General features: G+C 59.2%; 38 protein-coding genes. 20 read left to right on the plus strand and 18 right to left on the minus strand.

The window, feature by feature from the left end; all coding sequences use genetic code 11:
* Positions 1–99: 99 nt before the first annotated feature.
* The gene (locus VW35_RS02345) at positions 100–351 is read right to left on the minus strand and encodes an HNH endonuclease (RefSeq protein ID WP_244465807.1); all 252 of its coding nucleotides are present in this window, start codon (positions 349–351) and stop codon (positions 100–102) included.
* Positions 352–466: 115 nt separating this feature from the next.
* Here VW35_RS02345 and VW35_RS02350 point away from each other — a divergent pair, with 115 nt between their 5' ends.
* Positions 467–736: a hypothetical protein gene (locus tag VW35_RS02350; RefSeq protein ID WP_046141376.1), complete on the plus strand. Its 270-nt coding sequence runs from the start codon at positions 467–469 to the stop codon at positions 734–736.
* Positions 737–816: 80 nt separating this feature from the next.
* Here VW35_RS02350 and VW35_RS02355 read toward each other — a convergent pair whose 3' ends face one another.
* Entirely contained in the window at positions 817–1404 is a 588-nt protein-coding gene (locus VW35_RS02355) for a hypothetical protein (RefSeq protein WP_152662436.1), read from the minus strand.
* Between the two features lie 80 nt (positions 1405–1484).
* Between VW35_RS02355 and VW35_RS22240 the strand changes: the two genes are divergently transcribed.
* The gene (locus VW35_RS22240; RefSeq protein ID WP_425283737.1) at positions 1485–1736 is read left to right on the plus strand and encodes an adenylyl-sulfate kinase; all 252 of its coding nucleotides are present in this window, start codon (positions 1485–1487) and stop codon (positions 1734–1736) included.
* A 25-nt stretch (positions 1737–1761) separates the two neighbouring features.
* On the opposite strand, the gene VW35_RS20855 is transcribed toward VW35_RS22240, so the two are convergent.
* The 7 genes from VW35_RS20855 to VW35_RS02395 all read right to left on the minus strand — a co-directional run bounded on the left by VW35_RS20855 (position 1762) and on the right by VW35_RS02395 (position 6881).
* Complete coding sequence (locus VW35_RS20855) at positions 1762–2634, minus strand: helix-turn-helix domain-containing protein (protein WP_083982342.1); 873 nt, start codon at positions 2632–2634, stop codon at positions 1762–1764.
* On the minus strand, positions 2631–3320 hold the full coding sequence (locus tag VW35_RS20860; protein ID WP_083982344.1) for a helix-turn-helix domain-containing protein: 690 nt from the start codon (positions 3318–3320) through the stop codon (positions 2631–2633). Before VW35_RS20860 ends, VW35_RS20855 begins: the two co-directional genes overlap by 4 nt.
* Positions 3317–3541, minus strand: coding sequence for a helix-turn-helix domain-containing protein (locus VW35_RS02375; protein ID WP_046141380.1), 225 nt, complete (start codon positions 3539–3541; stop codon positions 3317–3319). Before VW35_RS02375 ends, VW35_RS20860 begins: the two co-directional genes overlap by 4 nt.
* A gap of 106 nt (positions 3542–3647) precedes the next feature.
* Positions 3648–4643 carry a DNA-methyltransferase gene (locus tag VW35_RS02380; RefSeq protein WP_046141381.1) on the minus strand — a complete coding sequence of 332 codons (996 nt, stop codon included), beginning with the start codon at positions 4641–4643 and terminating at the stop codon, positions 3648–3650.
* On the minus strand, positions 4640–6022 hold the full coding sequence (locus VW35_RS02385; protein WP_046141382.1) for a DEAD/DEAH box helicase: 1383 nt from the start codon (positions 6020–6022) through the stop codon (positions 4640–4642). The genes VW35_RS02380 and VW35_RS02385 overlap by 4 nt, the downstream gene beginning before the upstream one ends.
* The gene (locus VW35_RS02390) at positions 6019–6240 is read right to left on the minus strand and encodes a hypothetical protein (protein ID WP_046141383.1); all 222 of its coding nucleotides are present in this window, start codon (positions 6238–6240) and stop codon (positions 6019–6021) included. The genes VW35_RS02385 and VW35_RS02390 overlap by 4 nt, the downstream gene beginning before the upstream one ends.
* A gap of 212 nt (positions 6241–6452) precedes the next feature.
* Positions 6453–6881 carry a hypothetical protein gene (locus VW35_RS02395; RefSeq protein WP_152662437.1) on the minus strand — a complete coding sequence of 143 codons (429 nt, stop codon included), beginning with the start codon at positions 6879–6881 and terminating at the stop codon, positions 6453–6455.
* Between VW35_RS02395 and VW35_RS21225 the strand changes: the two genes are divergently transcribed.
* Complete coding sequence (locus tag VW35_RS21225; RefSeq protein ID WP_152662438.1) at positions 6865–7269, plus strand: hypothetical protein; 405 nt, start codon at positions 6865–6867, stop codon at positions 7267–7269. The two genes, VW35_RS02395 and VW35_RS21225, sit on opposite strands and share 17 nt — an antisense overlap.
* A 2-nt stretch (positions 7270–7271) precedes the next feature.
* Here VW35_RS21225 and VW35_RS02405 read toward each other — a convergent pair whose 3' ends face one another.
* Genes VW35_RS02405 through VW35_RS02420 form a run of 4 tightly spaced genes read right to left on the minus strand, consistent with a single transcriptional unit; the run spans position 7272 to position 9129 of the window.
* On the minus strand, positions 7272–7463 hold the full coding sequence (locus tag VW35_RS02405) for a hypothetical protein (protein ID WP_046141386.1): 192 nt from the start codon (positions 7461–7463) through the stop codon (positions 7272–7274).
* Positions 7460–8575: a DUF2312 domain-containing protein gene (locus VW35_RS20865; protein WP_083982346.1), complete on the minus strand. Its 1116-nt coding sequence runs from the start codon at positions 8573–8575 to the stop codon at positions 7460–7462. The genes VW35_RS02405 and VW35_RS20865 overlap by 4 nt, the downstream gene beginning before the upstream one ends.
* Before the next feature lie 3 nt (positions 8576–8578).
* Complete coding sequence (locus VW35_RS02415) at positions 8579–8932, minus strand: LexA family protein (protein WP_046141387.1); 354 nt, start codon at positions 8930–8932, stop codon at positions 8579–8581.
* Positions 8929–9129 (minus strand): helix-turn-helix domain-containing protein, encoded by a 201-nt coding sequence (locus VW35_RS02420; RefSeq protein ID WP_046141388.1) that lies wholly within the window; start codon positions 9127–9129, stop codon positions 8929–8931. Before VW35_RS02420 ends, VW35_RS02415 begins: the two co-directional genes overlap by 4 nt.
* Before the next feature lie 94 nt (positions 9130–9223).
* Between VW35_RS02420 and VW35_RS02425 the strand changes: the two genes are divergently transcribed.
* From VW35_RS02425 to VW35_RS02440, 4 genes are all read left to right on the plus strand, one after another.
* On the plus strand, positions 9224–9946 hold the full coding sequence (locus VW35_RS02425) for a LexA family protein (protein ID WP_046141389.1): 723 nt from the start codon (positions 9224–9226) through the stop codon (positions 9944–9946).
* A 148-nt stretch (positions 9947–10094) separates the two neighbouring features.
* Positions 10095–10529: a hypothetical protein gene (locus VW35_RS02430; protein ID WP_046141390.1), complete on the plus strand. Its 435-nt coding sequence runs from the start codon at positions 10095–10097 to the stop codon at positions 10527–10529.
* On the plus strand, positions 10495–10938 hold the full coding sequence (locus tag VW35_RS02435; RefSeq protein ID WP_152662439.1) for a helix-turn-helix domain-containing protein: 444 nt from the start codon (positions 10495–10497) through the stop codon (positions 10936–10938). The genes VW35_RS02430 and VW35_RS02435 overlap by 35 nt, the downstream gene beginning before the upstream one ends.
* A complete protein-coding gene (locus VW35_RS02440) occupies positions 10935–11327 on the plus strand; it encodes a DUF6941 family protein (RefSeq protein WP_046141392.1) in 393 nt (130 codons plus the stop codon). Before VW35_RS02435 ends, VW35_RS02440 begins: the two co-directional genes overlap by 4 nt.
* A 30-nt stretch (positions 11328–11357) precedes the next feature.
* On the opposite strand, the gene VW35_RS22105 is transcribed toward VW35_RS02440, so the two are convergent.
* Together VW35_RS22105 and VW35_RS02450 are read right to left on the minus strand one after the other, a co-directional pair.
* Complete coding sequence (locus tag VW35_RS22105; protein ID WP_280136754.1) at positions 11358–11486, minus strand: hypothetical protein; 129 nt, start codon at positions 11484–11486, stop codon at positions 11358–11360.
* Between the two features lie 127 nt (positions 11487–11613).
* Entirely contained in the window at positions 11614–11925 is a 312-nt protein-coding gene (locus tag VW35_RS02450; protein ID WP_152662440.1) for a hypothetical protein, read from the minus strand.
* A gap of 404 nt (positions 11926–12329) precedes the next feature.
* On the opposite strand from VW35_RS02450, the gene VW35_RS02455 reads away from it, so the two are divergent.
* From VW35_RS02455 to VW35_RS02510, 13 genes are all read left to right on the plus strand, one after another.
* Entirely contained in the window at positions 12330–12632 is a 303-nt protein-coding gene (locus VW35_RS02455; RefSeq protein WP_152662441.1) for a hypothetical protein, read from the plus strand.
* Positions 12633–12688: 56 nt separating this feature from the next.
* Positions 12689–12958, plus strand: coding sequence for a hypothetical protein (locus VW35_RS02460; protein WP_152662442.1), 270 nt, complete (start codon positions 12689–12691; stop codon positions 12956–12958).
* Positions 12959–13058: 100 nt separating this feature from the next.
* Positions 13059–13610 (plus strand): DUF1281 family ferredoxin-like fold protein, encoded by a 552-nt coding sequence (locus tag VW35_RS02465; RefSeq protein ID WP_046141396.1) that lies wholly within the window; start codon positions 13059–13061, stop codon positions 13608–13610.
* Positions 13611–13779: 169 nt separating this feature from the next.
* Positions 13780–14082, plus strand: a complete 303-nt coding sequence (locus tag VW35_RS02470) for a hypothetical protein (protein WP_152662443.1) — start codon at positions 13780–13782, stop codon at positions 14080–14082.
* Positions 14083–14218: 136 nt separating this feature from the next.
* Positions 14219–14824: a DUF1643 domain-containing protein gene (locus VW35_RS02475; RefSeq protein ID WP_046141398.1), complete on the plus strand. Its 606-nt coding sequence runs from the start codon at positions 14219–14221 to the stop codon at positions 14822–14824.
* A 201-nt stretch (positions 14825–15025) separates the two neighbouring features.
* Positions 15026–15250 carry a hypothetical protein gene (locus tag VW35_RS02485; RefSeq protein WP_046141400.1) on the plus strand — a complete coding sequence of 75 codons (225 nt, stop codon included), beginning with the start codon at positions 15026–15028 and terminating at the stop codon, positions 15248–15250.
* A complete protein-coding gene (locus VW35_RS02490) occupies positions 15237–15638 on the plus strand; it encodes an HNH endonuclease (protein ID WP_046141401.1) in 402 nt (133 codons plus the stop codon). Before VW35_RS02485 ends, VW35_RS02490 begins: the two co-directional genes overlap by 14 nt.
* Positions 15639–15658: 20 nt before the next feature.
* On the plus strand, positions 15659–16303 hold the full coding sequence (locus VW35_RS02495; protein WP_046141402.1) for a hypothetical protein: 645 nt from the start codon (positions 15659–15661) through the stop codon (positions 16301–16303).
* Between the two features lie 3 nt (positions 16304–16306).
* A complete protein-coding gene (locus VW35_RS02500; RefSeq protein ID WP_046141403.1) occupies positions 16307–16759 on the plus strand; it encodes a hypothetical protein in 453 nt (150 codons plus the stop codon).
* A complete protein-coding gene (locus VW35_RS21230) occupies positions 16756–16995 on the plus strand; it encodes a hypothetical protein (protein ID WP_152662444.1) in 240 nt (79 codons plus the stop codon). Before VW35_RS02500 ends, VW35_RS21230 begins: the two co-directional genes overlap by 4 nt.
* An 88-nt stretch (positions 16996–17083) precedes the next feature.
* Positions 17084–17377, plus strand: coding sequence for a helix-turn-helix domain-containing protein (locus tag VW35_RS22245; protein WP_083982397.1), 294 nt, complete (start codon positions 17084–17086; stop codon positions 17375–17377).
* Positions 17263–18423, plus strand: a complete 1161-nt coding sequence (locus VW35_RS02505; RefSeq protein ID WP_052951445.1) for a tyrosine-type recombinase/integrase — start codon at positions 17263–17265, stop codon at positions 18421–18423. Before VW35_RS22245 ends, VW35_RS02505 begins: the two co-directional genes overlap by 115 nt.
* A 246-nt stretch (positions 18424–18669) precedes the next feature.
* Positions 18670–20304, plus strand: coding sequence for an ATP-binding protein (locus VW35_RS02510; RefSeq protein WP_244465808.1), 1635 nt, complete (start codon positions 18670–18672; stop codon positions 20302–20304).
* On the opposite strand, the gene dinB is transcribed toward VW35_RS02510, so the two are convergent.
* The 3 genes from dinB to VW35_RS02525 form a co-directional block, all read right to left on the minus strand.
* The gene (gene dinB / locus VW35_RS02515; protein ID WP_046141404.1) at positions 20301–21557 is read right to left on the minus strand and encodes a DNA polymerase IV; all 1257 of its coding nucleotides are present in this window, start codon (positions 21555–21557) and stop codon (positions 20301–20303) included. The genes VW35_RS02510 and dinB overlap by 4 nt on opposite strands.
* A gap of 147 nt (positions 21558–21704) precedes the next feature.
* Entirely contained in the window at positions 21705–22046 is a 342-nt protein-coding gene (locus VW35_RS02520) for a nucleotidyl cyclase domain-containing protein (protein ID WP_046141405.1), read from the minus strand.
* A gap of 60 nt (positions 22047–22106) precedes the next feature.
* Complete coding sequence (locus tag VW35_RS02525) at positions 22107–23021, minus strand: helix-turn-helix domain-containing protein (protein WP_046141692.1); 915 nt, start codon at positions 23019–23021, stop codon at positions 22107–22109.
* Positions 23022–23174 lie beyond the last annotated feature (153 nt).

A 23174-nucleotide genomic window follows, 5' to 3' on the forward strand; every position in this document is an offset into this window, starting at 1 on the left:
ACTGCAAGTGAACCAAGTTGCTGAAAATGCCCTTGAACTTGACGTCCGGGTCAGACCCACACTTGGGGCAATCAGCGATGACGTATCGGGGGCAGTAGCTCATTGCGCTCTACGCTCTTCCCTCTGCGCCTCGCTATCGTGCCATTCCTTCGACACGGCTTCGAGGTTGTTGATGTCCCAGAACAGTTGCTCATCGCCCTTGTGCGGCACCTTGTGGTGGACGACAGGACTGGTTGGCGCCGGCGCCTTGCCGGTGAGGATGATGCCAGTGTGCTGGCACGTGTAGAGATCGCGCTCTAGGACAGCCTGCCTGAGCTTCTGCCAACGGGCCGAATGGTACCAGCCGCGCACCGTTGCGTCTGGGCTGTACCGGGTATCTCGGATTTCTCTCGGAGTGGATAAGCGCGGCGGAAGCTTAGCCAGCCTGGGCTTGAGAGTGGTAAGCTTGGGCATTCAGGAGGTAACCATGGCTTACACAGAATTCACGGGCAATGAAGCTCACGAGGTGATCTGCATCCGCGTTCGCAAAAACGAAAAAGGGGATACTGTTGCTTCGCTCCACAGAAGCGGACCAGTGAAAGAAGCAGGCGAATACCTGTTTTTACCTGAGGGCGAGTTTTCGGTGCCTGAAGCGATCATTCGCGCAGAGCCTTTAGGCATCAAGCACAACGCGCCGATAGTCATCAAAGTCGAAGAGGGCGCTGAATGGGAAGGCCGCTGGGGCGAACTACAATAAAAAAGCCCGCACTGGGCGGGCTCTGTTTTCGGCGGATTACGCCTTAGCGTAAAAACCATGACACTGATTTGGGCCGTTCGTCAAGCGGCCTTCATCTTGTCACCGATGCGATAGTGCCGAGCGAGGGCATTAAGCCCCTCTCGCAGCCAACCGATCAGGTGATGGAGCTCCTGATCTTCAAGCACGCAATACTGAAGGGCTGCGTATAAGGCGCCAGAGCCTTTCAACTGGTTCTGACGGTCTTGGATGGCCGCAGTTGCGGCCCGCCACGCTGAGAGAGCGGCTACGTTCTTCGGCACGTTCTCATAGTCGCCGCTGCCGCCTTTGGTGGCGTTCAGATCGATAGCGCCAGGCTGACGGGGAGAGCGAACAGCAATAGCCATTTCATGGTACTGCTCGAGATAGACCTTGGCCGCTTCATACTGCTGGGGCGTGATTTCGCCAGTCATGGCAAGCCGACCGACGAAAGATCCTGCCCTCACGTCGCGGCAGTCTTCCGGCTTGAGGCCGTGCATCTTGTTTCGAGCCTCAACACCCGTCCGGAGCATTTCCCGTTCGTCCTGGTCAAGCTGACCGGTCAGCCGCTTGGTGACATCGTTTTTCTTGCGGGAAAGGCGGCCATTGGTTTCGCGAGTGCCGTACTGCGCTTTAGGTCCACGTTTGCCCATGGTCATTGCCTCTTGTTGGATGGGATGGATGGGAATTTCATGTGCAGCTCGCCCTTATGGCCACTAATGCGCATCCTGAGATGGTCTGGATCGTCCGATGTAGCGGGGCGGCTAAGACCGAGTTCTGTCATCAGTGCCATGCTCGGTTTCATAAGGTTGGTGTAGAACTCGAAGTCCTCGAGGGTGAGCAGGTCCGAGCCGCACTTAGGGCAAGGCTTGCCGATCATGTCGCCAGTGATTTCCGCCACATCCTCGATATGGTCGCAGCCCTCAGCATCGCATTTCAGGAACTTGCTCATTTCAGCCTCAGTCGGTTGGATTGGATGGATTGAGATGCACGTTGATCGAGAGCGGCTGTCATGCTGATGCCCGCGCTTGCTCGATTTCCTCAATGCGGAATGTTGCGCTACCGGATTTCCCAAGGATCACCGGTCGTCCGCGCATCTTCTCGACAGCCTTGAAGTCCGGATGATCGGGTTTGAGGACGACGAGGCCATTGTCCGCCGGCGGCACTGGGTCGGATCTCAGCGGCAGATGCAGAAAATCGACCCATGCACCAGTTCGAATCCACTTCCCGAGACCAGGGCGGAATTTCAGTTGGGCGTTCGGATCGACTTTGCGTGCCTCGCTGTCTTCCAGGTGCCACTGGGTGAACCGCTTGACGGCGATGACAAGACGATTGGTCTCTTCATCCGTCAGTCGCGAGAATTCACGCTTGGCCTCTGTCCGGTTGGCGCCGGGCCGCTGAGGAAACCAGCTCCAAACATCGTCAAACGAAACTCGCTCGCACGCTTCCGAGCGAAGCGAGGTATTGGAAGGATGATCTGGAAGTATAGTAGGAACGTGGTTCCTCACCTTAGCGGAACCTGGTTCCGCACCTTCGCCAAAACGTGCGGAACGTAGTTCCTCACCTTCATCAACATCTTGATATTGCTCGCCTAGATGTTGTGTCGGCCATGATGCTTCATACTCGTGGTTCCGCCACTTTTGGCCACGAAATCCATGCTCTCGCTTGACGAGCCACCCCGCTTCAACAGCAGCGTCGATGTGCTTCCGAACCGCTCGGTCGGAAAGCCCGCTTGCTTCGGCCAGCTGCTCTTGGGTCGGGTAGCATCCGCCGCCGACGTCGTTCATGAAGCAGGAGATGGTCAGTAGCACGTGCCTGGTCGTCGGAGGCAAATCCGACTTCAGGACAGCATGACGCCATGACCAGGAGCGTGTTTCCGTCATCCAGCGCCACCGTCGAGCGGCTTGCGCCGAAGCCCTAGACGGTGGGCCATGACGTTTACTGCATTGCTGGTTGTACCTAACTCCTCCACCAGAACCCGAGTGGGCACGCCGTTCTTGTAGGCGCGCGCCACGGCCTTTTGCAGGGCAGTTCGTGGCGTATGTGGGTCGTCGACCCTCAGCGGAAGCTTTCGGCCACTGTTCGGGCGCAGCAGAGCGCGCGTGCCCTCAAACAAGTCTACAAGCTTGCCGCGAGCGTTGTACTTGTTCATCGCATAGCAGACGGTGCTATGGTCTTTACCGAAGAGGCGGCCAATCGCAGGCAGGCTTGCCTGGGTATGCTGGTATGTCAGCACGAGGGCGTGGTGTCGGGCATCGACAACTTCTCGCGTCCGGTTGCTTCCGAGAATATCCGAAGCATCGACACCACCGGCCAAGGCAGCGTACTCCACCAAGAACCGCCACGAGCACGCCCGCAGCATGTTCAGCGGCACACCATTGCTATCCGTTTCGCTGATCGCTTCAGGAAGCGCGACAATCGGCTGTTTAGGGGATTCTCGGCGCAGCCTTTCTCGAACACTAGCACTATGGGCTAGCATTTCTTGCGCTGATGAAAAGGTGCGGTCTACAGGCGCCTTCGGATGATGGCTGTGCTGCGTTCTGATTAAGGGCAGATACGAGACCGTCATTTTTCGATCCGGGCCTTCGGGCCGCGCTTGTCGAGCATGCGCTGAAGGGTTCGACGGTGCAGGCCCATCCGTCGCGCTGCCGTAGTCACGCAGCCACCCTCAGCGGCAAGGACTGCCCTGACGTAATGGAACTGCACCTCACTAGGCGAAAGGCTGAGCGACGAAATGCCAGCATGTAGGCGCTGGGCATGACTCTGCTGGGATTGGATGACGGAGGTCATTTTCCCCTACCCTTCTTCTTTGCAAGTGTTTTGATGATGGATTTGGATGAGGGCTTGGACTTGTGGCCTTGCCAGGTTTGTTTGGGCTTCTGGGAGAGGCGGAGTGTCATGCGACGGCATCCGCGAACAGATGCTCGGTCTGCGAGCGTTCCAAATCCGCGATGTTCTTGACCGCCTGGCGGAAATAGCTGGACTTGAGCTCGAACCCTAAGCCCTTCCGGCCCATTTCGACGGCGCTGTAGACCTCGCTGCCGATGCCGAGGAAAGGCGTAAGAACCGTCTCCCCGGGAAGGCTCCACAGGTCGATGCACCGCTCGATTACGTCGAGCTGCAGCGGCGAGATATGGACTTCATCCTTTTCATCGCGTGCATTGCGATACTGCAGCGTGCGGGTCTGGCTGATATCCATCCATACCGGCGAGGCGTAGCGCTGCCAGACAAGAACCGAACGCCACATGTCGCGGGGCCACGGCTTCCAAGTCTGGCCGGCGTCGGCGGGCGGGTTTGCGCAATAGCGTTCATAGGCAGCATCGGACACATCGAGACCTTCGCCGACGAAGCGTTCAAACATGCCAACGACAGGGTCAGCATTCTCGCCGGGCTTCCGGAACGTGACGATGTAATCGGCGAGCCCCTGCCCGCTGATGGTGCTGTCTTTCGTCACCTGCTTGTGCAGGAGGCGAATGGACTTGGTGCGCTGCTGGGCAACGACGGGGTCTTTCCAGATGCAGACCTCGGAATGGAAGATCCAGCCTGCATCGCAATAGGCTTGGACAACCTCGCCGCGGAAGTCGCGCATGCCAATGAAGCCATCGCGGGCCTTGCTCGTCGGCAACTGCATACAGTGAACCGAATGCAGTCTGCCCGGCTTAGTGACGCGCAGAAGCTCCTGGATCAGGAAGGCGTAATGCGTCCAGAAGCCCTCTTTGTCGTTGTTCGAGATATCCCGATCGGAATTGCTGAAGCGGTACAGGCCTTCGAACGGTGGCGAGTGGATGCCGAAGTCGATGCTGTCACCAGGTACGGCGCGAATTAGCTCGCAGCTGTCGCCCTGATAAATCGCATAGCGGTCAGTGATGACCTGTTCGATCGCATTGATCATGCTGCGTTTCCGATCCAGTTGGGGAGCGTCATGGGCACGGCCGGCGAATAGTCGGCGCGCGTGCGGGCCATGCCGCGAATGTTTTCGGCTGATAGGTCGGCCATATGCTCGACCATGGCGGCGGCCATGCGCTCAGCGTCCGCTTCTTTGCGGCGCAGGTTTGCCACCACGGCGCCCTCAGTTTCTGCGCTGATGAAATGAACGGTAACTGGCTTCTGCTGTCCGAAGCGCCAGAACCGGCGCTCTGCCTGATAAATCTGCTCGAAACTGTCGTTGAGCCCGACGAATCCGGTGTCAGCGCAGTGCTGCCAGTTCATGCCGAAACCGGCGATGCTCGGCTTAGTGATCAGGACGCGGATATTGCCGTCAGTGAAGGCGTTAAGCTTGGCTTCTTTGGCGTCGTCCGAATCCGAACCAGCGACTTCCACAGCGCCGGGGATCGATAAGCGCAGTGCCTCGCTCTCTGCGTTCAGGTTGCACCACCAGACGAAAGGTCGGCCTCCTGGCGTGATCGAAGCGGCGAGCTCGACGCGCTGCGCAACGGTATCGCGGCGCGCGGCAATGCGCTCTTGCATGGTGCGGGCTTCCATAGGGAATAGGAGCCCGGTGTCCATGCTAGGGGCATATTCGGCGGCAACGACGTGCTGATGCCGTTTTATGGGCGGCAGATCATAGCCTTCATCGGAATATCCAAGGTCGGAAGGCTTGCGCAGCATGACGGCCCACGAGGCCATCCACTTCCAAAACTCAGTTTCGGCATGGCCCTTGAGGCGCCACTTCTGCGTATCGCCACCGTCATGGGTGAAGAACGTCGCGAGCATGTCGGTGTAAGACATGGCACCAATGAACTCGGCATGATTGCCAAGCTCCATGAAATCGTTCGGCGCCGGTGTCGCTGTCGCCGCAAGGCGGAAAGGAACATCGCGGCAGTCATTGATCAGCTTTGTTCGATATTTGCCGTCGGTGCTCTTAAGGATCGAGCTTTCATCGAGAGCTACGCCCCCGAGCTCGCCAAGCGCAAAGCGATCGAGCTTCTGATAGTTGGTGACCTCGATCACGCCGTCAGACTGCGCTGTGACCACTCGGGCAGGCACGCCGAAACGATCCGCCTCGCGCTCATGCTGATGCGACACAGCCAGTGGGGCGAGCAGTAACACCGGCTTGCGGGTATAGCGCGAGACCTCATGCGCCCAGACAAGCTCCATAAGCGTCTTGCCCAAGCCCGTGCCGGCGAACAGCGCTGCGCGACCGCGGCGCAGTGCCCACTGCGTTATGTCGCGCTGATGCGGGAACATAAAGCTGGGAAGCTCGATCCGTTCGGTGATGCCGGTCTCTGGATCACTGATCTGCTTTTGGGCAAGGAAGTCGGCGTAGCTCATTCCCCACCACCCTGCAGCCGCTCCACCATGGCTTTGGCGCGACGGTTTTCGAGGCTTTGCCGTGCGATCTCACTGAGACCTGATGGGCGTCCGCTTGCTGCTGCTTGGATTGCCTGCTTCCGAGCCTTTTCACTGCGACCGGCCTTTGACCTGACGAAGCTTGCAAGCTCCCGCTGCCGAGCATTGAATTCGCGGGTCCAGTTGCGGGTGTTGCCCATGATCAGAACTCCAGTTCGATCGCCGGCGGAGGAGGCTTAGGACGCCCCATTCGCTTCGGCTTGTTTCCTAGGTGGAACTGTCCGCAGTGCGGGCAGCGGTAAGCCTCAAGGGCATGCATGCGCTGACGGGGTTCGGTCGCTTCCCGATACGTCGCGAAGGCGCGCTTCCCTTGGCATTGCGTGAGTGCGGAACGGCGGACTGTCTTCATGTCTCACCTGCCCCAGCCTCGCGATTGATCGGCGCGCTCGTCGGCGTCGGTGAAGCGAGCTCCGGGCAGATCCAATCCGCCAAAGCGTTGGACCTCCTCAAAATCCACTTCGCCAAGTTCGCTCGCCGCCGCAGAGGCAATGATCGCATCAAGGCGTTCCTGACGAGCTTTGAGATGTTGCCTTTCACGGCGGGCCTCCTCGACAGCGATCGCCGTCAGATCCTGAATTTCGTAATGGTCGACACGTCGCGCTTCCTTCTTCCAAAGGGCGCGCACTCGACGTTCAGTCCACTGGCGGTTTCGCTCTCTGAGGACTTCTCGGGGCAAGCTGCGTTCGTGCGCCTTGAGCGCTTCGAAGATTTCATAAATGGCAGTGCCGACGTTTCTGCCCGGTCCAACCGGGAAGGCGTCCTGCATGATCGATGCGGCCATACGCACGTCAGTCATGATGCGTCCTGCCTTGGCCGATTTGGCCAAGCTCTTGGCTGACAATTCCACGTCCTTGTTCCTGTCTGCTGGCATGTTGGGAGCCAGGACAGGACGCAGACGAGGAAAGGCGACGAAGACGATGGATCGACCGGTCAGCGAAGAATTGAGAGCCTTGCTGCGCCGGCAGGAAATGCGCGGATCGACGGCGGGAACCGTCAAACCGCACGCGATGCGTTGGGCGAATGACCTCCTCGATAGGGAGGAGGGTTTCGAAAGAGATCATTCGCCCGCCGGCGGGAGGGAACGTCGCCGGTATGGGAATTACAAAGCCAGGGTGCGCATCATCAGAGCGCGTCCGTTCTTGGCGATAATTGATGGCGGGAAGAGCTGACATCAGTCGTCGCCCCGCGCCTTACGCTCGAGCGCGCCGAACACGAGCAGCGCAACCGGCAGCGAAATCACAATACAGCCCAGCAGCAGGCCGGCGCCTCGCGCGATCAGTAGGCAAAAGCCAAGAGCCGCAGCGAACACCCAGAGGGCAAATGCAAAGTCCGACAGAAAGCGAGCTGTGTGGCGCGAGGTCATACCGCAAGCTCCGCAACTGCTTTGATGATCTCGCGCTTGCGCTCTGGCGCCAGCACAGAAAGCCGCTGAACAACAAGCTGCTTTTCGCGATCGGTCATGATCCGGCCGGCCATATTCCAGCGGATGCAGTCCATCAGCGGATCGCTGCCGTCATACTGGACGACCTGGTATTCCGTGGAGTGACCGTCGAGCCCGATGGCGCCGCGCGCCGTCATATACCGGGCCCAGCCATCGAGGATCGAATTGCCGATCTTGACGATCGGGGCCGCCTTGGCGCCGGCGATGTCATCGGCGATGACGACGATGTCCTGCCCCAGCGTGCCGAAGGCAGTGGAATAGGGATGGCGCTCTACACCTTCAGGCGGAGTGCTTTCCCATACGACGACGCCAGGGGCAGCATAGAGGGAGGCCGGAGCGGCAGAGGCCGAAGCCTCCACCGACTTACCCGCAACGTCGGCATTATCGCAGAGCGCCGACTGTCCCTGCCCTTCCGGGGTTTCTGCCCGGTGCGATTCCTGAATTTCTGCGTCAAGACCGGCGCCGACGCTCGCCCTACTCGCATCTGCCGTCACACCGTCGGCAGGCGTCTCAATGTCCTGCTCAGTCGTGCCGCCGTCTGTGGATGCTTTCGCTTCGGGATTTGGTGCGACCTGATCGTTGCTTGGGGACGAGTGCACGACCAGGTCGCTTCCAGCCGCTTTGGTCGGCTGGTTTTTGGTGAGATCATTTTGCTTGTTCGACAAGTCGCTCTTTGGAGCGATGTTGGCGGCCTCGACGATGGCGAGGGCTGGATTCGATCGAAGTGTCGCCACGGTCGTCTTGGCGGGAAATTCTTCAATGTTTTCTACGCGTGCGTGCGCGGAGCTTTTTTCGGAGGCATGAACGGCATCCCAATACAGGTCAAAGACCGTGTCCTGCTCCTCGCGCTCGTCAGCGGGAAGGCGGCGCTTCTGGATGACCTTGCGCAGTTGCTTGGTGTCGAACCCGGAAGATTTTGCTTCCTTGTAGACTTCAGACTTGTCCGCGTTGAGCGCAACGATCTCGTCTTCGAGGCTTTCGATGCGGCGAACGAAATCCTTCAGTTTGTCCTGAGCAAGGTTTGTGTCGGCCATGGCCTATCTCCCCACTACAGCGAGAGATTGATTGCGGCCCTTGATTTTCCGCATGGCGCCGCGAGCTACGAGCTGATGGACGCCCCGATGAACGGCCGACTTACTGGACAAGCCAAGCCCGGCGCCGATCTGGTCATAAGTCGGGGAATAACCATGCTCGTCGATGAAGGCTTCGACGAAGGCCAGCATCTTGGATTGGCTCTCGTTGAGGCCATAACCTTGAACCTTCTGCTCGGCTTCCACGGCCATGATGATCCTGGCCGTGTATTCGAGATCGTCGCGAACGTTGCGGTGCGCATCCATGAGGATAGCAGCACGCTCGGCAATGCTGGCGGGGATATCGGAAGGAAGGGTCATGCTGCGGCTCCCTCAGACTTTGAGGCGAAATCCGCAAACGTGACCTGGCCTTCAGTGGCCTTCTCGATTTCAGCAATGACGGAGAGCGTCAGATGATCGCCATTCATGTAGCGATGCACCTGCTGGCGGCTCTTTTTGATCCGCTTTGCGAAGTCGGTTACGGTGGTGTGTTGCCGGATATACGCTTCAAGCTGCATGTAACAATTTCTGCTACAACTTGGAGCGCACGTCAAGCACTATGTAACATTTTTTGGCATAGATGCGACATTCGCCATGCTGGATAGATGTCGCATGGCAAACTGGCTTGAACCGTTCATCAAAAATTCGCCCGTCGCTTCGCAGGAAGCGCTTGCGGATCTGCTCGGTGTTTCCCGCGCCACGGTGAACCGGCTAGCCAATGATCACAGCAAGCTCAAGCGCGACCGCGCGGAACTGATGGCGCCACACCTGGGCGTGACAGCTGAGGATCTGATGCTGAACCGGCTGCCTTGGGAGGCGAAGACAAGTGCGCCACCTGATGGCGAGCACATCAGGCGCGGCCTTCCGCTGGGCTCAGCGATCGTCGTGGCCACGGTAGAGGCCGGCGCCTGGCGCGAGGTTGATGAGTTCGACCAGTCAGACCCGGAATGGGTAGCGGTCCCGCCAGATGACAAATACCCCGACGCCACCCAGGACGTTTACAACGTAGCCGGCGACAGCATGAATGCGCTGCAGCCTCATCCGATCACGCCCGGGTCGCGCGTCGTTGCGATCCGCTATGATGAGATCGCTTCTCGCGCGCCGCTGCGCGACGGTCTAGTGGTTGTGGTGCAGCGCTCGAGGAACGGCGGTCAGGAGCGCGAGCTCACCGTGAAGCAAGTGGCCTGGTTCGATGACCGGATTGAGTTCCAACCCAGGTCCACCAATCCTAAGCACAAGCCCATCGTTGTTGAGCATGACAGCTGGGAAGACAATGGGGTCGAGGTCGCCATCGTGGGGCTGGTGAGGGATATTATCCATAGGTTGCCGGGATGACCGGACGCGTGAATCAGGCAAGTTTACCGAACCTTAACTTGCTCGACAGATGGTGTTGACATATATGTCCACACGTGACGTCATTCGAGAGTGTGTAGATGCCGGAGAACTGTACCGAATAACCCCTCGATTGCCAGGGACACCAGTGATGCGGGAGGTGTTTGCTACCCCGGACGTATACAGGTTCCTGAATGGTAAGACTGACAACGTCCGCCGGGAACTTGCGAAACGAGCTGCGGATTCGCGCGTAGCGATCGACCGGTTCATTGCCGGAGCAAGCGTCACTGTTGGGATGGACCCCTTTGACAAAGCTGCGCGTTGTCAACTTGCCAGAAATTACCCGCCCAACGATGGGATATGGGATTTCAGAATACGCGACCCCAAACCACATGTCCGCATTTTTGGCGGGTTTGCGGAGCGCGACGTGTTTGTGGCTCTCGATTATCGAAATCGGGATGCATTGGATTTTGACGGCGCTGTCGCCACCATGGTGCTTCTCTGGAAGGACATGTTCGACAGCTATCAACCAGTAACGGGAGACAACATTAATGCTTACCTATCAGATAAGTGGACCCCTGTCTGAGCCGGAGGGCAATGATCCCGTAGATCCGTTTGACATTCATTATATGGGCGCCAACTCCCGTCACCTTGCTCATGAACTGATCGTAGCGGCTTTCAAGAAAAGCGGACTTACGAAAGCTGAAGTAGCTAAGCGACTGGGGTGGAAAGATCGTTCGCGGATTAGCAAGCTTCTGAACGTGCCTGCCAATATTACCGTGGAGACGCTAGGGGAGCTTCTGTTTGTTATAGACGGGAGTGAGCCCAACTATTCCCAAAACTGGCCCTGCCGAGCGCAACACGGCAACGGTGGCCACCCGGAATGGCTAAAAGTGCCCGGAGCAACCACGACGACGTCAACTAGCCCAGCGAAAGTATTTTACTCCCAGGAAGCGAAAGCGAAAATCACCCGCACCTCAGAGGCGGCACTGTGAAGCCAAAGTACACTGTCGTCTTCTGTGATGACATCCGTCAGGAGACTTCTGGTAAGAACATTCTGATCGGGGTGTATAGTGGCGACTTATTGCCTGCAGTTGTTCCAGGCAGCTTCCCGCTGTCAGTGTACATCAAAGTACAAGGGCTCTCCGGCCATCACCGTTTTCGGATGAAACTCACCTCGCCAAACGGCCACATCGCTATGGAAATCGAAGATGAAGTTGAATTCGTGCCGGAATCTGACAGCCTCCCCTTGTCATTCCAGAATGCAGTCATCCAGGTAGAATCTGCAGGCAAAATAACGGTAGAATTTACGCTCGACGACAATGATCCCGAGATTATTGGCGAGCTGGCCGTGCACATACCTCAGACATCTCCCGCTGCTTAATGTTGCTCCCCCGGGGCCGGGTTAGAATTGCTATTCAAACGTCCGTACATCGCCATGCGTCGCCAGTACGACCGGATCATCGAAGTCGCCGGTATCAGCGTCCCCAGTGCGAGAAAAGCGATGACCGCTTGTCGCCTTGCCGCCGTTGACTGCGCCCATCGAAGGCACTCCGCTTCCGAAGTAGCCACCCTCGCCTCATCTGCCACCAGGCTCTTGCCCATCTTCCTGTAACTCTGCACCACGTAATGGGTGACGCGGCTGTTGTGGTCTATGCGAGCGACTTGCATCAGTGGCTCCTGGTCTTGTCTGGATCGAATGTTCGAAGCGCTTGCTGGATCCGCGGGACGGTTTCGGGCTTGAGGTTGCACATGATCATCATGTCGTCGTGCGACGCTTCGCCCGGCTCTGCTGGCCGGTTCATGATCGGAATAACCGTGAACTCATCGTCATCGGCGAAGGGTCCGAACGGCTCAATGCGGAAGCGATAGCCGGGGAACTCATCGCCAAGATAGGTTAGAAGCCGGGCTTCGGCCCACTCAACCGCCTTGCCCAGCCCGGCCGGCGCAATGACGATAAACTCGTTCACTTCACGCTGCACGGTTCGCCTCCGACGTCTTGAATGCCACGATCTCGGCGCCCTCCGCTTCGCACTTCGGGCAGCGGAAAGGCAGGTCGCGGATTTCGGGATGCTCCATCAATTCATCTCCATCGACAGGCATGGGCCGCCCCGGCGGGAGAGCCACGGTTTTTTGGTAAAGCTTCGCGCATCCGCCACAGCGGACGTGCAGCAAGATCGATGCTCCGTCACACATAACAGTCACTCGCGTTCACGTTCTGTTCTTATTAAGCATCCACCCCGAGAAAGAGTCGAGTCGCAAAACGGGTAAAATGCACACGTTCAATCGTGTTACACTTTTTGCTACATCTATGTTGACACTGTAGCAGAAACTGTTACAGTTATTTCCATCAGATCACCGAGGCGATGCCTCTAGGGAGATGGAAATGGCTCTGGATCACGGCGCGCTTAACATTCCGCTCAACAAGCGTGGGAACATCGATGCCCAGCTCGATCGCTATAAGGCGACTGAAGCGAAGAAGGCTCGCGCCGACCGAAAAGAGCAGTCCGCATCTACCGCAAAGCTTCGCATTCAGGCCAAGCAGCTCTTCGCTCACGTGACCGACGAACGCATCGCTGAACTGGCCACCAAGTGCCAAGTCACGCCCGCCGCCATCCGCAAGCAGATCAAGTCGGACGCTCACTGGCAGCCGGGCCTTGTCATCCTTCTGCTGGCGCCGCGCGCCTAACCCTTTCCCTCCCAGGAGCGGCGGGTATGCGGATAATGCACCCGCCGATTTATTCAATGGCCAGGACGCCAGGACTTCGGAAGATCACGCCAGGCTGGAAAGACGACAGCCTTTATCGCCGGCGCCGCCCTGTTACCACCCCGCCAGTGCCTCGCTCTGCCGAGCAGATCGAACGCAGCACGCAAGCCTTTCTCGACGCAATGAACGAGCGGCTGAAGTCTTACGGCCAGAAGTCCCTCGAGAAGATCGTCGACCAGGAAGCCCGCATTGCTATCGAGGGCGATACGGCAATGGATGATGTTCCGTTTGGGGAGACGGGGGAATGAACCGGTTCATTGAGCCGTTGGTCTACGTGCTGCTGCCGCCCCTCTGCTTCTCCTTCACCTTCTGGCTGCGCTTTGACGTTCCGATCTGGAGTGCCTTCTGATGCCAAACCACGTCATTACCCAAATCGTCTTTCGCAATGTCGATGCAGCAGCACAGGCTGAGATTCTATCGAAGGTGAGCAGCAAGAAGGCGGAGATCGACTTCGAGGTTCTGCTGCCCATTCCTCTCAACATTTGGCTTGGCAACGTCGGCACAAAGCACGAGGAAACTTTTCGCGCAGGCAATGCACTAGAATGGTGCAGTGAGAACTGGGGCACAAAGTGGAACGCCTATGGCCTGTCCGAAGGCGCGGGGCCTCGCTACAGCACAATTGCCCAGACCGATGACACCCTCACCCTAACTTTTCAGACGGCATGGTCTACGCCTTACGGCTGGCTGGTCGCGCTTCAGAACAGCATTGGCCGACGCTTCGAATATCGCTGGCTGAGCGAAGGCCAACATGACGCCTTTGCTGGCTATTTCGAACCGGTCACAGACGACTGGAAACGGGAGCCTTGGAGCGAGTACATCGCTGACGAGCAAATGCGGCGCCATCTCCATTTACTGAAATGGGGCGTCGAAGAATTCCCCGACGAAGATGGTGCAGCGTGATGGCACACCCCGTCATAGAGCTCGTCCGCTTCCTCGTGAACCGTCCCGGCTGGATCTTCTGCGGCCTCGACGATCCACCGCATCCTCCTCCTGGCTTCTCTCTAGAGACCAAGGATGACGGCTTCCTTGGATATGTAACCCACTATCGTTTTGTGCCGGAGGTGAAGGGATGAACCACCGTGCAACAGGTCCAATCAGCCCCGAGCAAATGCGCCAGCTTGCCGACGCTCCATATGGCAAAGCCGCTGAGGTGCTCCGACTTCACGATCCGCTCTTCGGCAAGAAGGAGGGCGACAAGATTAAGTGGCGCGTCGAGGTCGAAACCGAAGCTCGAATGGTGGCTACGACGATCGTCGAAGCGGCATCAAAAGAGGAAGCCGAGGCGATCGTATCGAAACGCGATGCCAACAGCTTCGATTGGGACTGTTACGACGCCAATGACTTCAACGTCGAAAGCGTGGAGCCAGCATGAAAGCCACCTACCTCATAGGCTCTGGCCGCCCTCTGTTTGAGCTTCCTGAAGGAAAGTTCTTCGGGGCCTTCACTCAACGTCTTGTTCCTATTCCTTCCCCTTCTGACCGTGCTGTTGAACCGAGAAAGGCAGCGTGATGGCGAACAATTACACTTCGGCCGGCGCGCGCATCTCTGCTGATGGTCGGTATCGATACCATCTTTGGCGCGAGTGGAGACTTTGGCCAGAAGCGGCGCATTGGGGATGGTGGAAAGACCCTGATACGGGCGAGCAAATTGTAGACGGCGCCGGTGAGCCGATCGGCTGGCCGAAGTCTGTTCTGTTCGTAATGCTGAATCCGTCGACCGCCGATGGAGAGACTGACGACCCAACTATCCGGCGCTGCGTCGGATTTGCGCGGTCGTGGGGCTATGATCGCATGGATGTGGTGAACTTGTTCGCATATCGCGCGACCGATCCCGCTGCACTACTGGCGCTGAACCATTTTGACGATCCTGTCGGACCCGACAATTGCCGCATCGTCAGTCAGCTCATCGCGGAACGTGAGGAGTTCGGCGCAATAGCGATCGACAAGGTGGTCTGCGCCTGGGGCAATCACGGGGCACACCTCGGACAAGACGAGACCATGCTGGGATGGCTGGGTGATTGCCCGCGCTACGTTCTCAAGGTCTCGAAGGATGGCCATCCCGGCCATCCGCTTTACCTGCCCAAGACATCGCCGTTGGTGGAGTTTCGCTCATGAGAAAGCTTTCCGACCAAGAGCGCCAGCTACTGCAGCTCATCTCCAACGCCGGCGGTTCGATCTGCCCAGGCATCGATGTTTCCATCCCTCGTGAAGGCCACAAGTCTCTTCGTAGGATGGAGAGGGCTGGGCTGCTGAGGGTGGAAGAGACCGATGATGGGCCAAGGTTTCATCTGACATCGCTTGGGATGGAGGAAGCCAATGGCTGAGAAGTTTGCCCTGTTGGCCATCCGCAAAGGCGAAGTGCGTGGCATGTGCGGGATTATCGAGGACGCCGCGTTGAAAGAATGTGTGTCCGAATGGGCGCTCGACCCAACCGTTGACTGCATGATCCGCGTGCCGATCGAAATTGCGAGGAAGAGCTTCGACGCGACCGAACAACAGGTTCGGGAATGGCTTAAGGAGATGGCCGATGCCCCGGCATAACTTCTCCACCAAGGTGAAACGACAGGCTCGGGAGCGCTCCGGCGGCTTCTGCGAGGCCGTTGGTGAAGTCTACGGCTTGGAGCCCGGCCAGCGCTGCAATGCGCCTCTGACAGGCAAGCGCGTCGAGATAGACCACTATCCAATTCCAGCGACGGATGAAGGCAGCGACGTGCTCGAAAATGCTGTCGCCTGCTGCGTCAAATGCCATTCCCACAAGACTGCCACTTACGACGTGCCGATGCAGGCAAAGGGCAAGCGGGTAGCCGCGCGCAATCTCGGCATTTCTCAGCCAGGCACCCTGCCCGGCGCCCGCATCAAGTATTCCCGAGCCCGAGGTGTCTGGATCGACCGCGCCACCGGCCAAATCGTGGAGAATCCTACGACATGACCTCCCCAACGAGCGTACCAATGTCCAGTGAAACAGTGAGCGATCGCCTCGATCAGCTTGAAGCCATCATCCATGAACTGGCCGACGAAGTAGCGCCAGGCGGCCCAGAAGACCGCGCATGGGCAATCATCAATGAACTCCGCTCCAAGCCTGTGGCAAGCGGGGTAGAGGTGAAGCCGCTGGATTGGACCTGCATTGCCGGTCATGACGGCCATTTCTGGCGCGCACCGAACCCATTCGGTGGCTTGCCGTTGGAATCTCAAACTGGCGAACAGAAGGCACGCCACGAAGCCGACTACCGCAACCGTATCCTGTCAGCGCTCGAACCAGCCACAGCGCCAGTGGTGAGTGAGCCGGTGGCGCAAATGCGTGATACATGGGACATGGAGGGTGACCCCATTATCTGGCTTGAAGGGTGCGAAACTCTAAAAGTTGGTGACTACCTCTACGCCTCTCCCCAGCCCCAGCCAAAGGCGGTGACAGAAGATATGGTGGAGCGCTTGGCCGTCAGTGTATTCGATCAGACAAGCGACAACGACACAGTGCCATGGGAGCGACAGCCGGGGCGAGTGCGAAACCAAACCCGAAAGCAAGTTCGGCAGGTGCTTACCGCTTTGCGCATCCACGCCCCCGCCGCCCTCGAAGCAGCCATGAAGGAGGCTTGAGGAATGTCCTACGAGAAGCAGGGCACTGCCCACGATCCGCATGCCGCCGGGTTCGCTCTTCAGGGCCGAGCCAAGCCTCCTGCTCTCCCTGCAGTTGATGGAGGGGAAATAGTGGAGCGCCTGCTCGAACCATGTCGAGACTACACCGGCGAAATGATCGTTCGTCACAGCACGCCTCGATACGAGGTCCACTGCGAAGTTCTCTACGACGCCGCCACCCTCATCACCACCCAGCAGCAGGAGATCGAGAGGCTGACGAAGGAGCGGGACGAATGGCAAGATCGCGCTAACCGTCAGCAGGTCCGCGCATCCGCTGCAGAATCCCGCGTCCAATCCCTAGAGGAAGAGGTGAAGGTATTGCGGGAGGCGTTGAAGCCGTTTGCCCTAGCTCCTGACGAATGGACCGTGGAAACGGTGAACGCAGCCCGCGCCGCTCTCAAGGAGAACGGGCAATGAGGCTAACTCAACGACAGTTGGAAATACTGCGCTACAACGAAACGCTTTCTGTCTCGACCATCACTCAAAACGTATGGGGTCATATCGGAAACTCCGCAGTAAAGGTTAACCGCAAAACATTCGATGCTTTGATAAAGGCGGGGATGTATCTGCCGCATGCCCAAAGTCAGCTAACGGTCGTCTATTCTCGCACGATCGCCGGTCGCGCCGCCCTCTCCCAAGGAGAGAAGCCATGACCCTAGCAACCGCAAAGATCCTTGGCCTGGTGCTTATTGCTCTGGCGGCACTGGCGCTTATTGCCGGCCATCAGGCGGGGTGGTGGTGATGGGCCTCCTTACCCCCAAACAAGTCCGAGAGATGCTCAACATCTCAGATCGCCAGCTCCGTGACTTGACGGAAGACGGAGCAATCCCTTTCATTGATATCGGACGCGGCGCCCGTCGCGCGGCTCGGTACGATCGTGCAGACATCGAAGCCTTTATGGCTCAACGCAAGAGGCTGCTATGTCGGTCTTCAAACGACCAGGCGCCGATACCTACTCCTACGACTTCTATGTCAAAGGTCATAGATTTTCGGGCGCCCTATCGACCAGCAACAAGCGCGAGGCAGAAAGCCTAGAGTCGAAAATCAAGGCTCAGGCTCGAGCAGAGATTGCCGCCTCCGCGGCTTTCCGCGCAGATCGAATGACCTGGGACATTGCCGCCTCACGCTACTGGCAAGAGGTCGGGCAGCATCACAAGAATGCTGGAACGACGTGGAAGTCGTTGGGCTGGCTCACCGAGGCCATAGGCCCCAAGACGCCGATCGAGACGATAGGCGACAATCTCGTTGCCGAGCTCGTGGCGCGCCGTCGCGCCGAAGCGAAGCCATCGAACCGAAAAAGCGGGTTGAAGAAGGCTCCAAAGCTTATCGGCCCCGCAACGGTCAATCGAACCATGACGCAGGTTCTGCGCAAGGTGATCAACCGGGCGGCGAAAGTCTGGAAGGTCAAGATAGGCGACATCACCTGGCGCCAGCACATGCTTAAGGAGCCCAAGGAACGAGTGCGCGAGGCGACGGCCTATGAAGAGGCAGCGATCATGGATGGCCTTGACCGCGGCTATGATGACGCCGTGTCATTTGCTTTCGCATCGGGCTGCCGTCGCATGGAGATAGTGGGGCTGGTTTGGGAGCGGGTGGACTTCGGGAACAAGCAGTTCACCGTGGTCGGAAAAGGCAATAAGGCCAGGGTCATTCCCATGACGCGGGCGCTGTTCCTAATCCTATGGCGTCAACAGGGGAACCACCCCGAGGCAGTATTCACCTATGCCGCTGCGCGCGTGAGCAAGCGCGAAGGCGCGGAACGCATTCGGGGCGCCCGCTATCCGATCACCGACGCAGGGTTGCGGACGGCAATGCGACGAGCGGTTGATGCCGCCGGGGTTACAGCGTTCCGGTTTCATGACACCCGCCATACCATGGCAACACGAACCTTGCGCGCCTCGAATATGAAAGTGGTGCAGAACTTGTTGGGCCATGAGCGCATCACCACAACCGAGAAATATGCTCACGTTATGGTCGAAGACGTTCGTGCTGCGATGGAAGCAGCAACTCCCACCAAAAGTCCCACCGACGAGGATATTGATGGAACTAAGACGCTGAAAATGGTACAAAAACGAGACTAGGAGAGCATGTCTGGGGGACAAAGGGTCGTCGGTTCAAATCCGGCCGCTCCGACCATTCACCTTCATCTTCGATCGCGGCGCCGCCGGACCTGATCACGGTCCGCGCACTTTTACGCATGTTTGAGCGGTCCGCACGCAACGCCTTGCTATGTCATAAGTTAATCGGCTTGGATTAATCCCGATAAAGGGTTCGTCGTGCGTAGTGGTGATTTAGAGAGTTTGTCGCGCGCGGAACTCGAGGATGAAGTGCACCGCCTGAGGGCGGTGGCGCAGGCCGTGCAGCAGAACGATGCCGAGGTCCGGTATCGGGCCTTGTTCGAGGCTATCGACGACGGTTTTTGCATCATCGAGTTCTTCGATGGTCCGGATGGGCCGCTTAGCGACTATATGCATATCGAGGCCAATTCCGGCTACGAACGGCATACGGGGATCAAGAATATCATCGGCAAGACCTTGCGGCAGATTGCGCCCGACGAGGTCGATGGATGGCTCGAGCTTTATGGCGGAGTGCTCGCAACCGGTAAGCCGATCCGGTTCGAGCGGCATTTCGTGGCGGTCAGCCGATATATCGAGGTGTCTGCCTCGCGCGTCGAGCCGGCCAGCCTCAATCAGGTTTCGGTGCTCTTTCGCGACGTGACTTCCCGCAAGAAAGCGGAGGCAGCCCTTGTTGCCAATGAAGCGGCGCTCGAGCAGCGGGTGGCCGAGCGGACTTCGGAGCTGATGCGCGCCGAGGAGCAATTGCGCCATGCCCAAAAGATGGAGGCCGTGGGGCAACTGACGGGCGGCATCGCCCATGACTTCAACAATCTCCTGGCCGGCATTTCGGGTTCGCTCGAAATGATGCAGGCGCGTATCGCGCAAGGGCGGACCGGCGAGCTCGATCGCTATGTGACTGGCGCACAGGGGGCCGCCAAGCGCGCGGCGGCGCTAACGCAACGTCTGCTCGCCTTTTCGCGCCGGCAGACGCTGGACCCGAAACCGGCCGATATCAATCGTCTTGCCATGGGCATGCAGGAGCTGATCACGCGCAGTGTCGGCCCGATGATCGACGTTGAGACCGCGCTGGCAGGCGGGCTTTGGGCTTGCTTCGTCGATGTGGGACAACTGGAAAACGCGCTGCTTAACCTCTGTATCAACGCGCGCGATGCCATGCCCCATGGTGGCAAGCTGACGATCGAAACCGCCAATCGCTGGTTTGATGAACGCGCGGCGCGGCAGCGGGGCCTGTCGGCGGGGCAATATGTGTCCCTCTGCGTGAGCGATACCGGCGTCGGCATGGCACCAGAGGTGGTCGAACGCGCGTTCGATCCCTTTTATACGACCAAACCGACAGGCGCCGGAACCGGGCTCGGGCTTTCGATGGTGCATGGCTTTGCCGGCCAATCGGGCGGCACGGCGCGGATCTATTCGGAGGTGGGCCAGGGAACGATGGTCTGCATCTATCTGCCCCGGCATCTGGGCAACGCAGAGACGGACGATATCGCCCCGGACCCCCAAGCCGTCCAACCCGCTCTCGGCTCGGAGACGGTGCTGGTCGTCGATGATGAACCGCTCGTGCGGATGATTGCCGTCGAAATCCTTGAAGACCTCGGCTATCACGTGGTTGAGGCGGGCGATGGACCCGAGGCCATGCGGCACCTGAACTCCGACCAGCGCGTCGACCTTCTGGTGACCGATGTCGGCCTGCCAGGCGGGATGAACGGACGGCAGCTTGCCGATGCGGCGCGCGGCGTGCGACCGGAGCTCGGCATCCTGTTCATCACCGGCTATGCCGAGAATGCCGTGCTCAATCACGGCCATCTCGAACATGGCATGCAGGTGATGACCAAGCCATTCCGCGCTGAGGATTTCGTCCGGCGCATAAGGGACCTCTTGCCCTAGGCGTCTGGCAGAAGGTTCTTTTCGGCTAGCTCACGAAAGGCATCCGGAACGGTTTGGCGGCGGTCAAAATGGACGGCGGCATAACCCACAGCCTCACGCCCGAAGCGCTCACGCACCGCGTCCATCGCGCGGTCTGCTGACCAACGTGCAATGCCTTGACGGGCACCTGGCCGGCGCTTTTCGTCAGGCAGGCCCAAAGGCAGCTCGAGCTGAATATCGGCCTGTTCGCTGATATGCGACACGGAAACGGCGAGAAGACTGATGGTCTTTTCGCGTGGGTGATCGGCAAGGGCTGCCCGGACGAGCTCTTCGGCGATTTCGGCGACCATGACCGTTGCGGAAATGGGTGCGTCGAGCGTCATGGAGCGGGTCACGGCGCGCATGTCCGAAAAACGCACGCGCACAGTGATGGTCCGGCCAGCGAGAGACTTGGCCCGCAGCCGGGTGCTGACCCGATCGGCGAGGTGGCGGAGCGCCGGCTTGAACACGGCTTCGGTCGCGGGGCGGCGACCGAGGGCGGATTGAGCGCCGGCCGATCGGGCGCGACGCTCGGTGACAATCGCGCGCGGGTCACGATTCCAGGCGAGATCGGAAAGCTTGTCTCCGGCCGCCGTACCGAGAAGACCGCGCAGCGAACGGCCTGGCGTTGCTGCCAACTGGCCGATGGTGAAAATGCCCTCATCCTTGAGCTTGGCCTCGGTGACCGGGCCGACGCCCCACATGAGACCGACCGGTAGATCGTGGAGGAATTCACGCTCGCTGCCGGGATCGACGATAACGAGTCCGTCGGGTTTGGCGACCTGCGAGGCGATCTTGGCGAGGTGCTTGGTGCGCGCGACGCCGACGGAAATCGGCAAACCCAACTCTTCGCGGACGCGGCGGCGGATGGTGGCGGCGATCTCGCCGGGTGTGCCGAAAAGATGCGTGCAGCCGGAGACATCGGCAAAGGCTTCGTCAATCGAAATACGCTCGACCGCCGGGGTGAAATCCTCGAGCACGGCAATCGCGAGATCGCCGAGACGCTGATATTGCTCGAAAGTGCCGCGGACGAAATGCAGGTGGGGGCAAAGTTCGCGGGCCTTGCGGCCGGACATGCCACCGCGCACGCCAAAGGCCTTGGCCTCATAGGATGCGGCCAGGACCACACCGCCCCCAACCGCGATCGGCTTGCCGCGCAGCTCAGGATTGAGCAGTTGTTCGACGGAGGCATAGAAAGCATCGAGATCGGCGTGGAGAATATTGGCCTGCTGCATGCGCGCCTCGGCGGTTTTTGTTCCTTATTTGTTCCCTTTGACGAACACGAGTCAAGAGGCCTTTGGCGTGGCAGATCAGGCAGAAAGGGCAGCCGTTATCGGCGCGGCAGCGTCGCGGAAATGGGCCATGTCACGGCGAATAGCACTCTAGAAACGGACGAGGTCAGGGTCGACCTGCGGCGCAAGGCTTTGGCAGCGGGCAAGGGCCTCCTCGTCGAGGATGCCGGACGCAAGGCACGCAAGGAGCGTAGCGTGGCTGGCTTCAAGGGCTTGAAAGGCGGAGGCCGCACGCAAGGTCTCGTCGCCGATCAGGAGGAAAACGGCCTCGCGTCCGCTCCTACCCTTGAGCTCCATCGAACCGGCTGGGAGCGTAGCAAGCGCGTGTGCCTTTTCGACCATCGCGGCGGAGACGAGGATGCTGTAGCCGACGGTTTTGCAGGCGCCCTCGATGCGGCTCGCGACATTGACGGTGTCGCCTGGGATGGTCACGTCGTTGAGGCGGAGCGCCTCGATGGTGCGCCAGAAACCGCCTGCCCGTCGCCCCTACCCCTAGTTGTAAGGCGCGCGGGCTGTGACCCTTGTCGGCAGCGCCGAATTGGGCCGGGAACGCAGATCACGGCGGAAATCGCTTGGCGACATGCCGGCGATCTTGCGGAAGAGCTTGTTAAACGCGCTGAGCGAACCGAAGCCGCTCTCCATGGCGACCTGGAGGACATTGGCCTCGTCGCGCATAAGCAGCGCCTGGGCGTAAGACAGCCGGATCAGGTTGACATAGTGATTAAGCGTCATGCCGGTGCATTTCTTGAAAACCGTCATGGCGTATTTCGGGTGGACGTCGGCAGCCACTGCGATATCGACGGAATCGATGTCCTCGCGAAAATTATCGGCGATGAAATCGCAGATACGGACGACGATGGGAGAAATGTGCTGGTCGTTTCCCTGAGCGCCGGTTTTGGTCTCGTGGCCGGACAAAAGCTCGTATGGCGCAAAGCGGATGCGCTCGATGCGCAAAAGCAGTTCGTCGATCGCCATGCTGACGCGGAGCGGATCGCCGGAGCGGACATAGTCGTTCCAGCGGGCGAAATTGACCGGGTCGGACGGGTCAGTGGCGCGCGTCAGGAGGGTTGCGCCCTGCATCAGGCCGGCCTGCACATCCTGCGGCAGGCGCAGGCGGAAGAAATGGACGAGCGGCAGATGGCCGCCGGCATAGATAAGATCGTCCGAGGCGTCGTCGAGCCGATGCGGCTGGCCACCCCAGAACAGCGCCAGATCCCCTGCACCGAAGCGCACTTCGTAGCCGCTCATCGCATAATGGGCCCAACCGCGGACGATGAAATTGACTTCGACCTGGGCGTGCCAATGGGACGAGCGCATCAGGAGCGGAGAGGCATGGAACATATTGAGTTCGGTGGGCAGGCGCTCGACGCCATCGAGGGCCGGCTCGTAGTAGCCGCGCGCTGTCATCTTACTTTCCGCCAATTCCAAATACCCGATAAGCGCGACGGCCAAACGTGACGCGATAGCTTAGGTTTGGCTCGGCACAAGAGCAAGGGAGGAGAAGGCGCGGGGATCGCAAGATCGAACGCGCCTTGCTGCGTCCGGACTTCCGGGCGCCCC

Source organism: Devosia soli (assembly GCF_000970455.1).
GTDB lineage: Bacteria > Pseudomonadota > Alphaproteobacteria > Rhizobiales > Devosiaceae > Devosia > Devosia soli.

What these genes read in the sequence shown, in the direction of transcription:
- VW35_RS21230 (WP_152662444.1), top strand. Translation starts at nt 16,756, where the DNA reads ATGAGGCTAACTCAACGACAGTTGGAAATACTGCGCTACAACGAAACG.
- VW35_RS02470 (WP_152662443.1), top strand. Translation starts at nt 13,780, where the DNA reads ATGAACCACCGTGCAACAGGTCCAATCAGCCCCGAGCAAATGCGCCAG.
- VW35_RS02375 (WP_046141380.1), bottom strand. Translation starts at nt 3,541, where the DNA reads ATGACCTCCGTCATCCAATCCCAGCAGAGTCATGCCCAGCGCCTACAT.
- VW35_RS02495 (WP_046141402.1), top strand. Translation starts at nt 15,659, where the DNA reads ATGTCCAGTGAAACAGTGAGCGATCGCCTCGATCAGCTTGAAGCCATC.
- VW35_RS02385 (WP_046141382.1), bottom strand. Translation starts at nt 6,022, where the DNA reads ATGAGCTACGCCGACTTCCTTGCCCAAAAGCAGATCAGTGATCCAGAG.
- VW35_RS02390 (WP_046141383.1), bottom strand. Translation starts at nt 6,240, where the DNA reads ATGGGCAACACCCGCAACTGGACCCGCGAATTCAATGCTCGGCAGCGG.
- VW35_RS20865 (WP_083982346.1), bottom strand. Translation starts at nt 8,575, where the DNA reads ATGGCCGACACAAACCTTGCTCAGGACAAACTGAAGGATTTCGTTCGC.
- VW35_RS02500 (WP_046141403.1), top strand. Translation starts at nt 16,307, where the DNA reads ATGTCCTACGAGAAGCAGGGCACTGCCCACGATCCGCATGCCGCCGGG.
- VW35_RS20855 (WP_083982342.1), bottom strand. Translation starts at nt 2,634, where the DNA reads ATGACGGAAACACGCTCCTGGTCATGGCGTCATGCTGTCCTGAAGTCG.
- VW35_RS02465 (WP_046141396.1), top strand. Translation starts at nt 13,059, where the DNA reads ATGCCAAACCACGTCATTACCCAAATCGTCTTTCGCAATGTCGATGCA.
- VW35_RS02405 (WP_046141386.1), bottom strand. Translation starts at nt 7,463, where the DNA reads ATGACCTCGCGCCACACAGCTCGCTTTCTGTCGGACTTTGCATTTGCC.
- VW35_RS02485 (WP_046141400.1), top strand. Translation starts at nt 15,026, where the DNA reads ATGGCTGAGAAGTTTGCCCTGTTGGCCATCCGCAAAGGCGAAGTGCGT.
- VW35_RS02420 (WP_046141388.1), bottom strand. Translation starts at nt 9,129, where the DNA reads ATGCAGCTTGAAGCGTATATCCGGCAACACACCACCGTAACCGACTTC.
- VW35_RS20860 (WP_083982344.1), bottom strand. Translation starts at nt 3,320, where the DNA reads ATGACGGTCTCGTATCTGCCCTTAATCAGAACGCAGCACAGCCATCAT.
- VW35_RS22245 (WP_083982397.1), top strand. Translation starts at nt 17,084, where the DNA reads ATGGGCCTCCTTACCCCCAAACAAGTCCGAGAGATGCTCAACATCTCA.
- VW35_RS02525 (WP_046141692.1), bottom strand. Translation starts at nt 23,021, where the DNA reads ATGACAGCGCGCGGCTACTACGAGCCGGCCCTCGATGGCGTCGAGCGC.
- VW35_RS02490 (WP_046141401.1), top strand. Translation starts at nt 15,237, where the DNA reads ATGCCCCGGCATAACTTCTCCACCAAGGTGAAACGACAGGCTCGGGAG.
- VW35_RS02430 (WP_046141390.1), top strand. Translation starts at nt 10,095, where the DNA reads ATGCGGGAGGTGTTTGCTACCCCGGACGTATACAGGTTCCTGAATGGT.
- VW35_RS02505 (WP_052951445.1), top strand. Translation starts at nt 17,263, where the DNA reads ATGTCGGTCTTCAAACGACCAGGCGCCGATACCTACTCCTACGACTTC.
- VW35_RS22105 (WP_280136754.1), bottom strand. Translation starts at nt 11,486, where the DNA reads ATGGGCGCAGTCAACGGCGGCAAGGCGACAAGCGGTCATCGCTTTTCT.
- VW35_RS02425 (WP_046141389.1), top strand. Translation starts at nt 9,224, where the DNA reads ATGGCAAACTGGCTTGAACCGTTCATCAAAAATTCGCCCGTCGCTTCG.
- VW35_RS02380 (WP_046141381.1), bottom strand. Translation starts at nt 4,643, where the DNA reads ATGATCAATGCGATCGAACAGGTCATCACTGACCGCTATGCGATTTAT.
- VW35_RS22240 (WP_425283737.1), top strand. Translation starts at nt 1,485, where the DNA reads ATGGTCTGGATCGTCCGATGTAGCGGGGCGGCTAAGACCGAGTTCTGT.
- dinB (WP_046141404.1), bottom strand. Translation starts at nt 21,557, where the DNA reads ATGCAGCAGGCCAATATTCTCCACGCCGATCTCGATGCTTTCTATGCC.
- VW35_RS02355 (WP_152662436.1), bottom strand. Translation starts at nt 1,404, where the DNA reads ATGGGCAAACGTGGACCTAAAGCGCAGTACGGCACTCGCGAAACCAAT.
- VW35_RS21225 (WP_152662438.1), top strand. Translation starts at nt 6,865, where the DNA reads ATGATCGATGCGGCCATACGCACGTCAGTCATGATGCGTCCTGCCTTG.
- VW35_RS02435 (WP_152662439.1), top strand. Translation starts at nt 10,495, where the DNA reads ATGCTTACCTATCAGATAAGTGGACCCCTGTCTGAGCCGGAGGGCAAT.
- VW35_RS02460 (WP_152662442.1), top strand. Translation starts at nt 12,689, where the DNA reads ATGGCCAGGACGCCAGGACTTCGGAAGATCACGCCAGGCTGGAAAGAC.
- VW35_RS02455 (WP_152662441.1), top strand. Translation starts at nt 12,330, where the DNA reads ATGGCTCTGGATCACGGCGCGCTTAACATTCCGCTCAACAAGCGTGGG.
- VW35_RS02415 (WP_046141387.1), bottom strand. Translation starts at nt 8,932, where the DNA reads ATGACCCTTCCTTCCGATATCCCCGCCAGCATTGCCGAGCGTGCTGCT.
- VW35_RS02395 (WP_152662437.1), bottom strand. Translation starts at nt 6,881, where the DNA reads ATGGCCGCATCGATCATGCAGGACGCCTTCCCGGTTGGACCGGGCAGA.
- VW35_RS02475 (WP_046141398.1), top strand. Translation starts at nt 14,219, where the DNA reads ATGGCGAACAATTACACTTCGGCCGGCGCGCGCATCTCTGCTGATGGT.
- VW35_RS02350 (WP_046141376.1), top strand. Translation starts at nt 467, where the DNA reads ATGGCTTACACAGAATTCACGGGCAATGAAGCTCACGAGGTGATCTGC.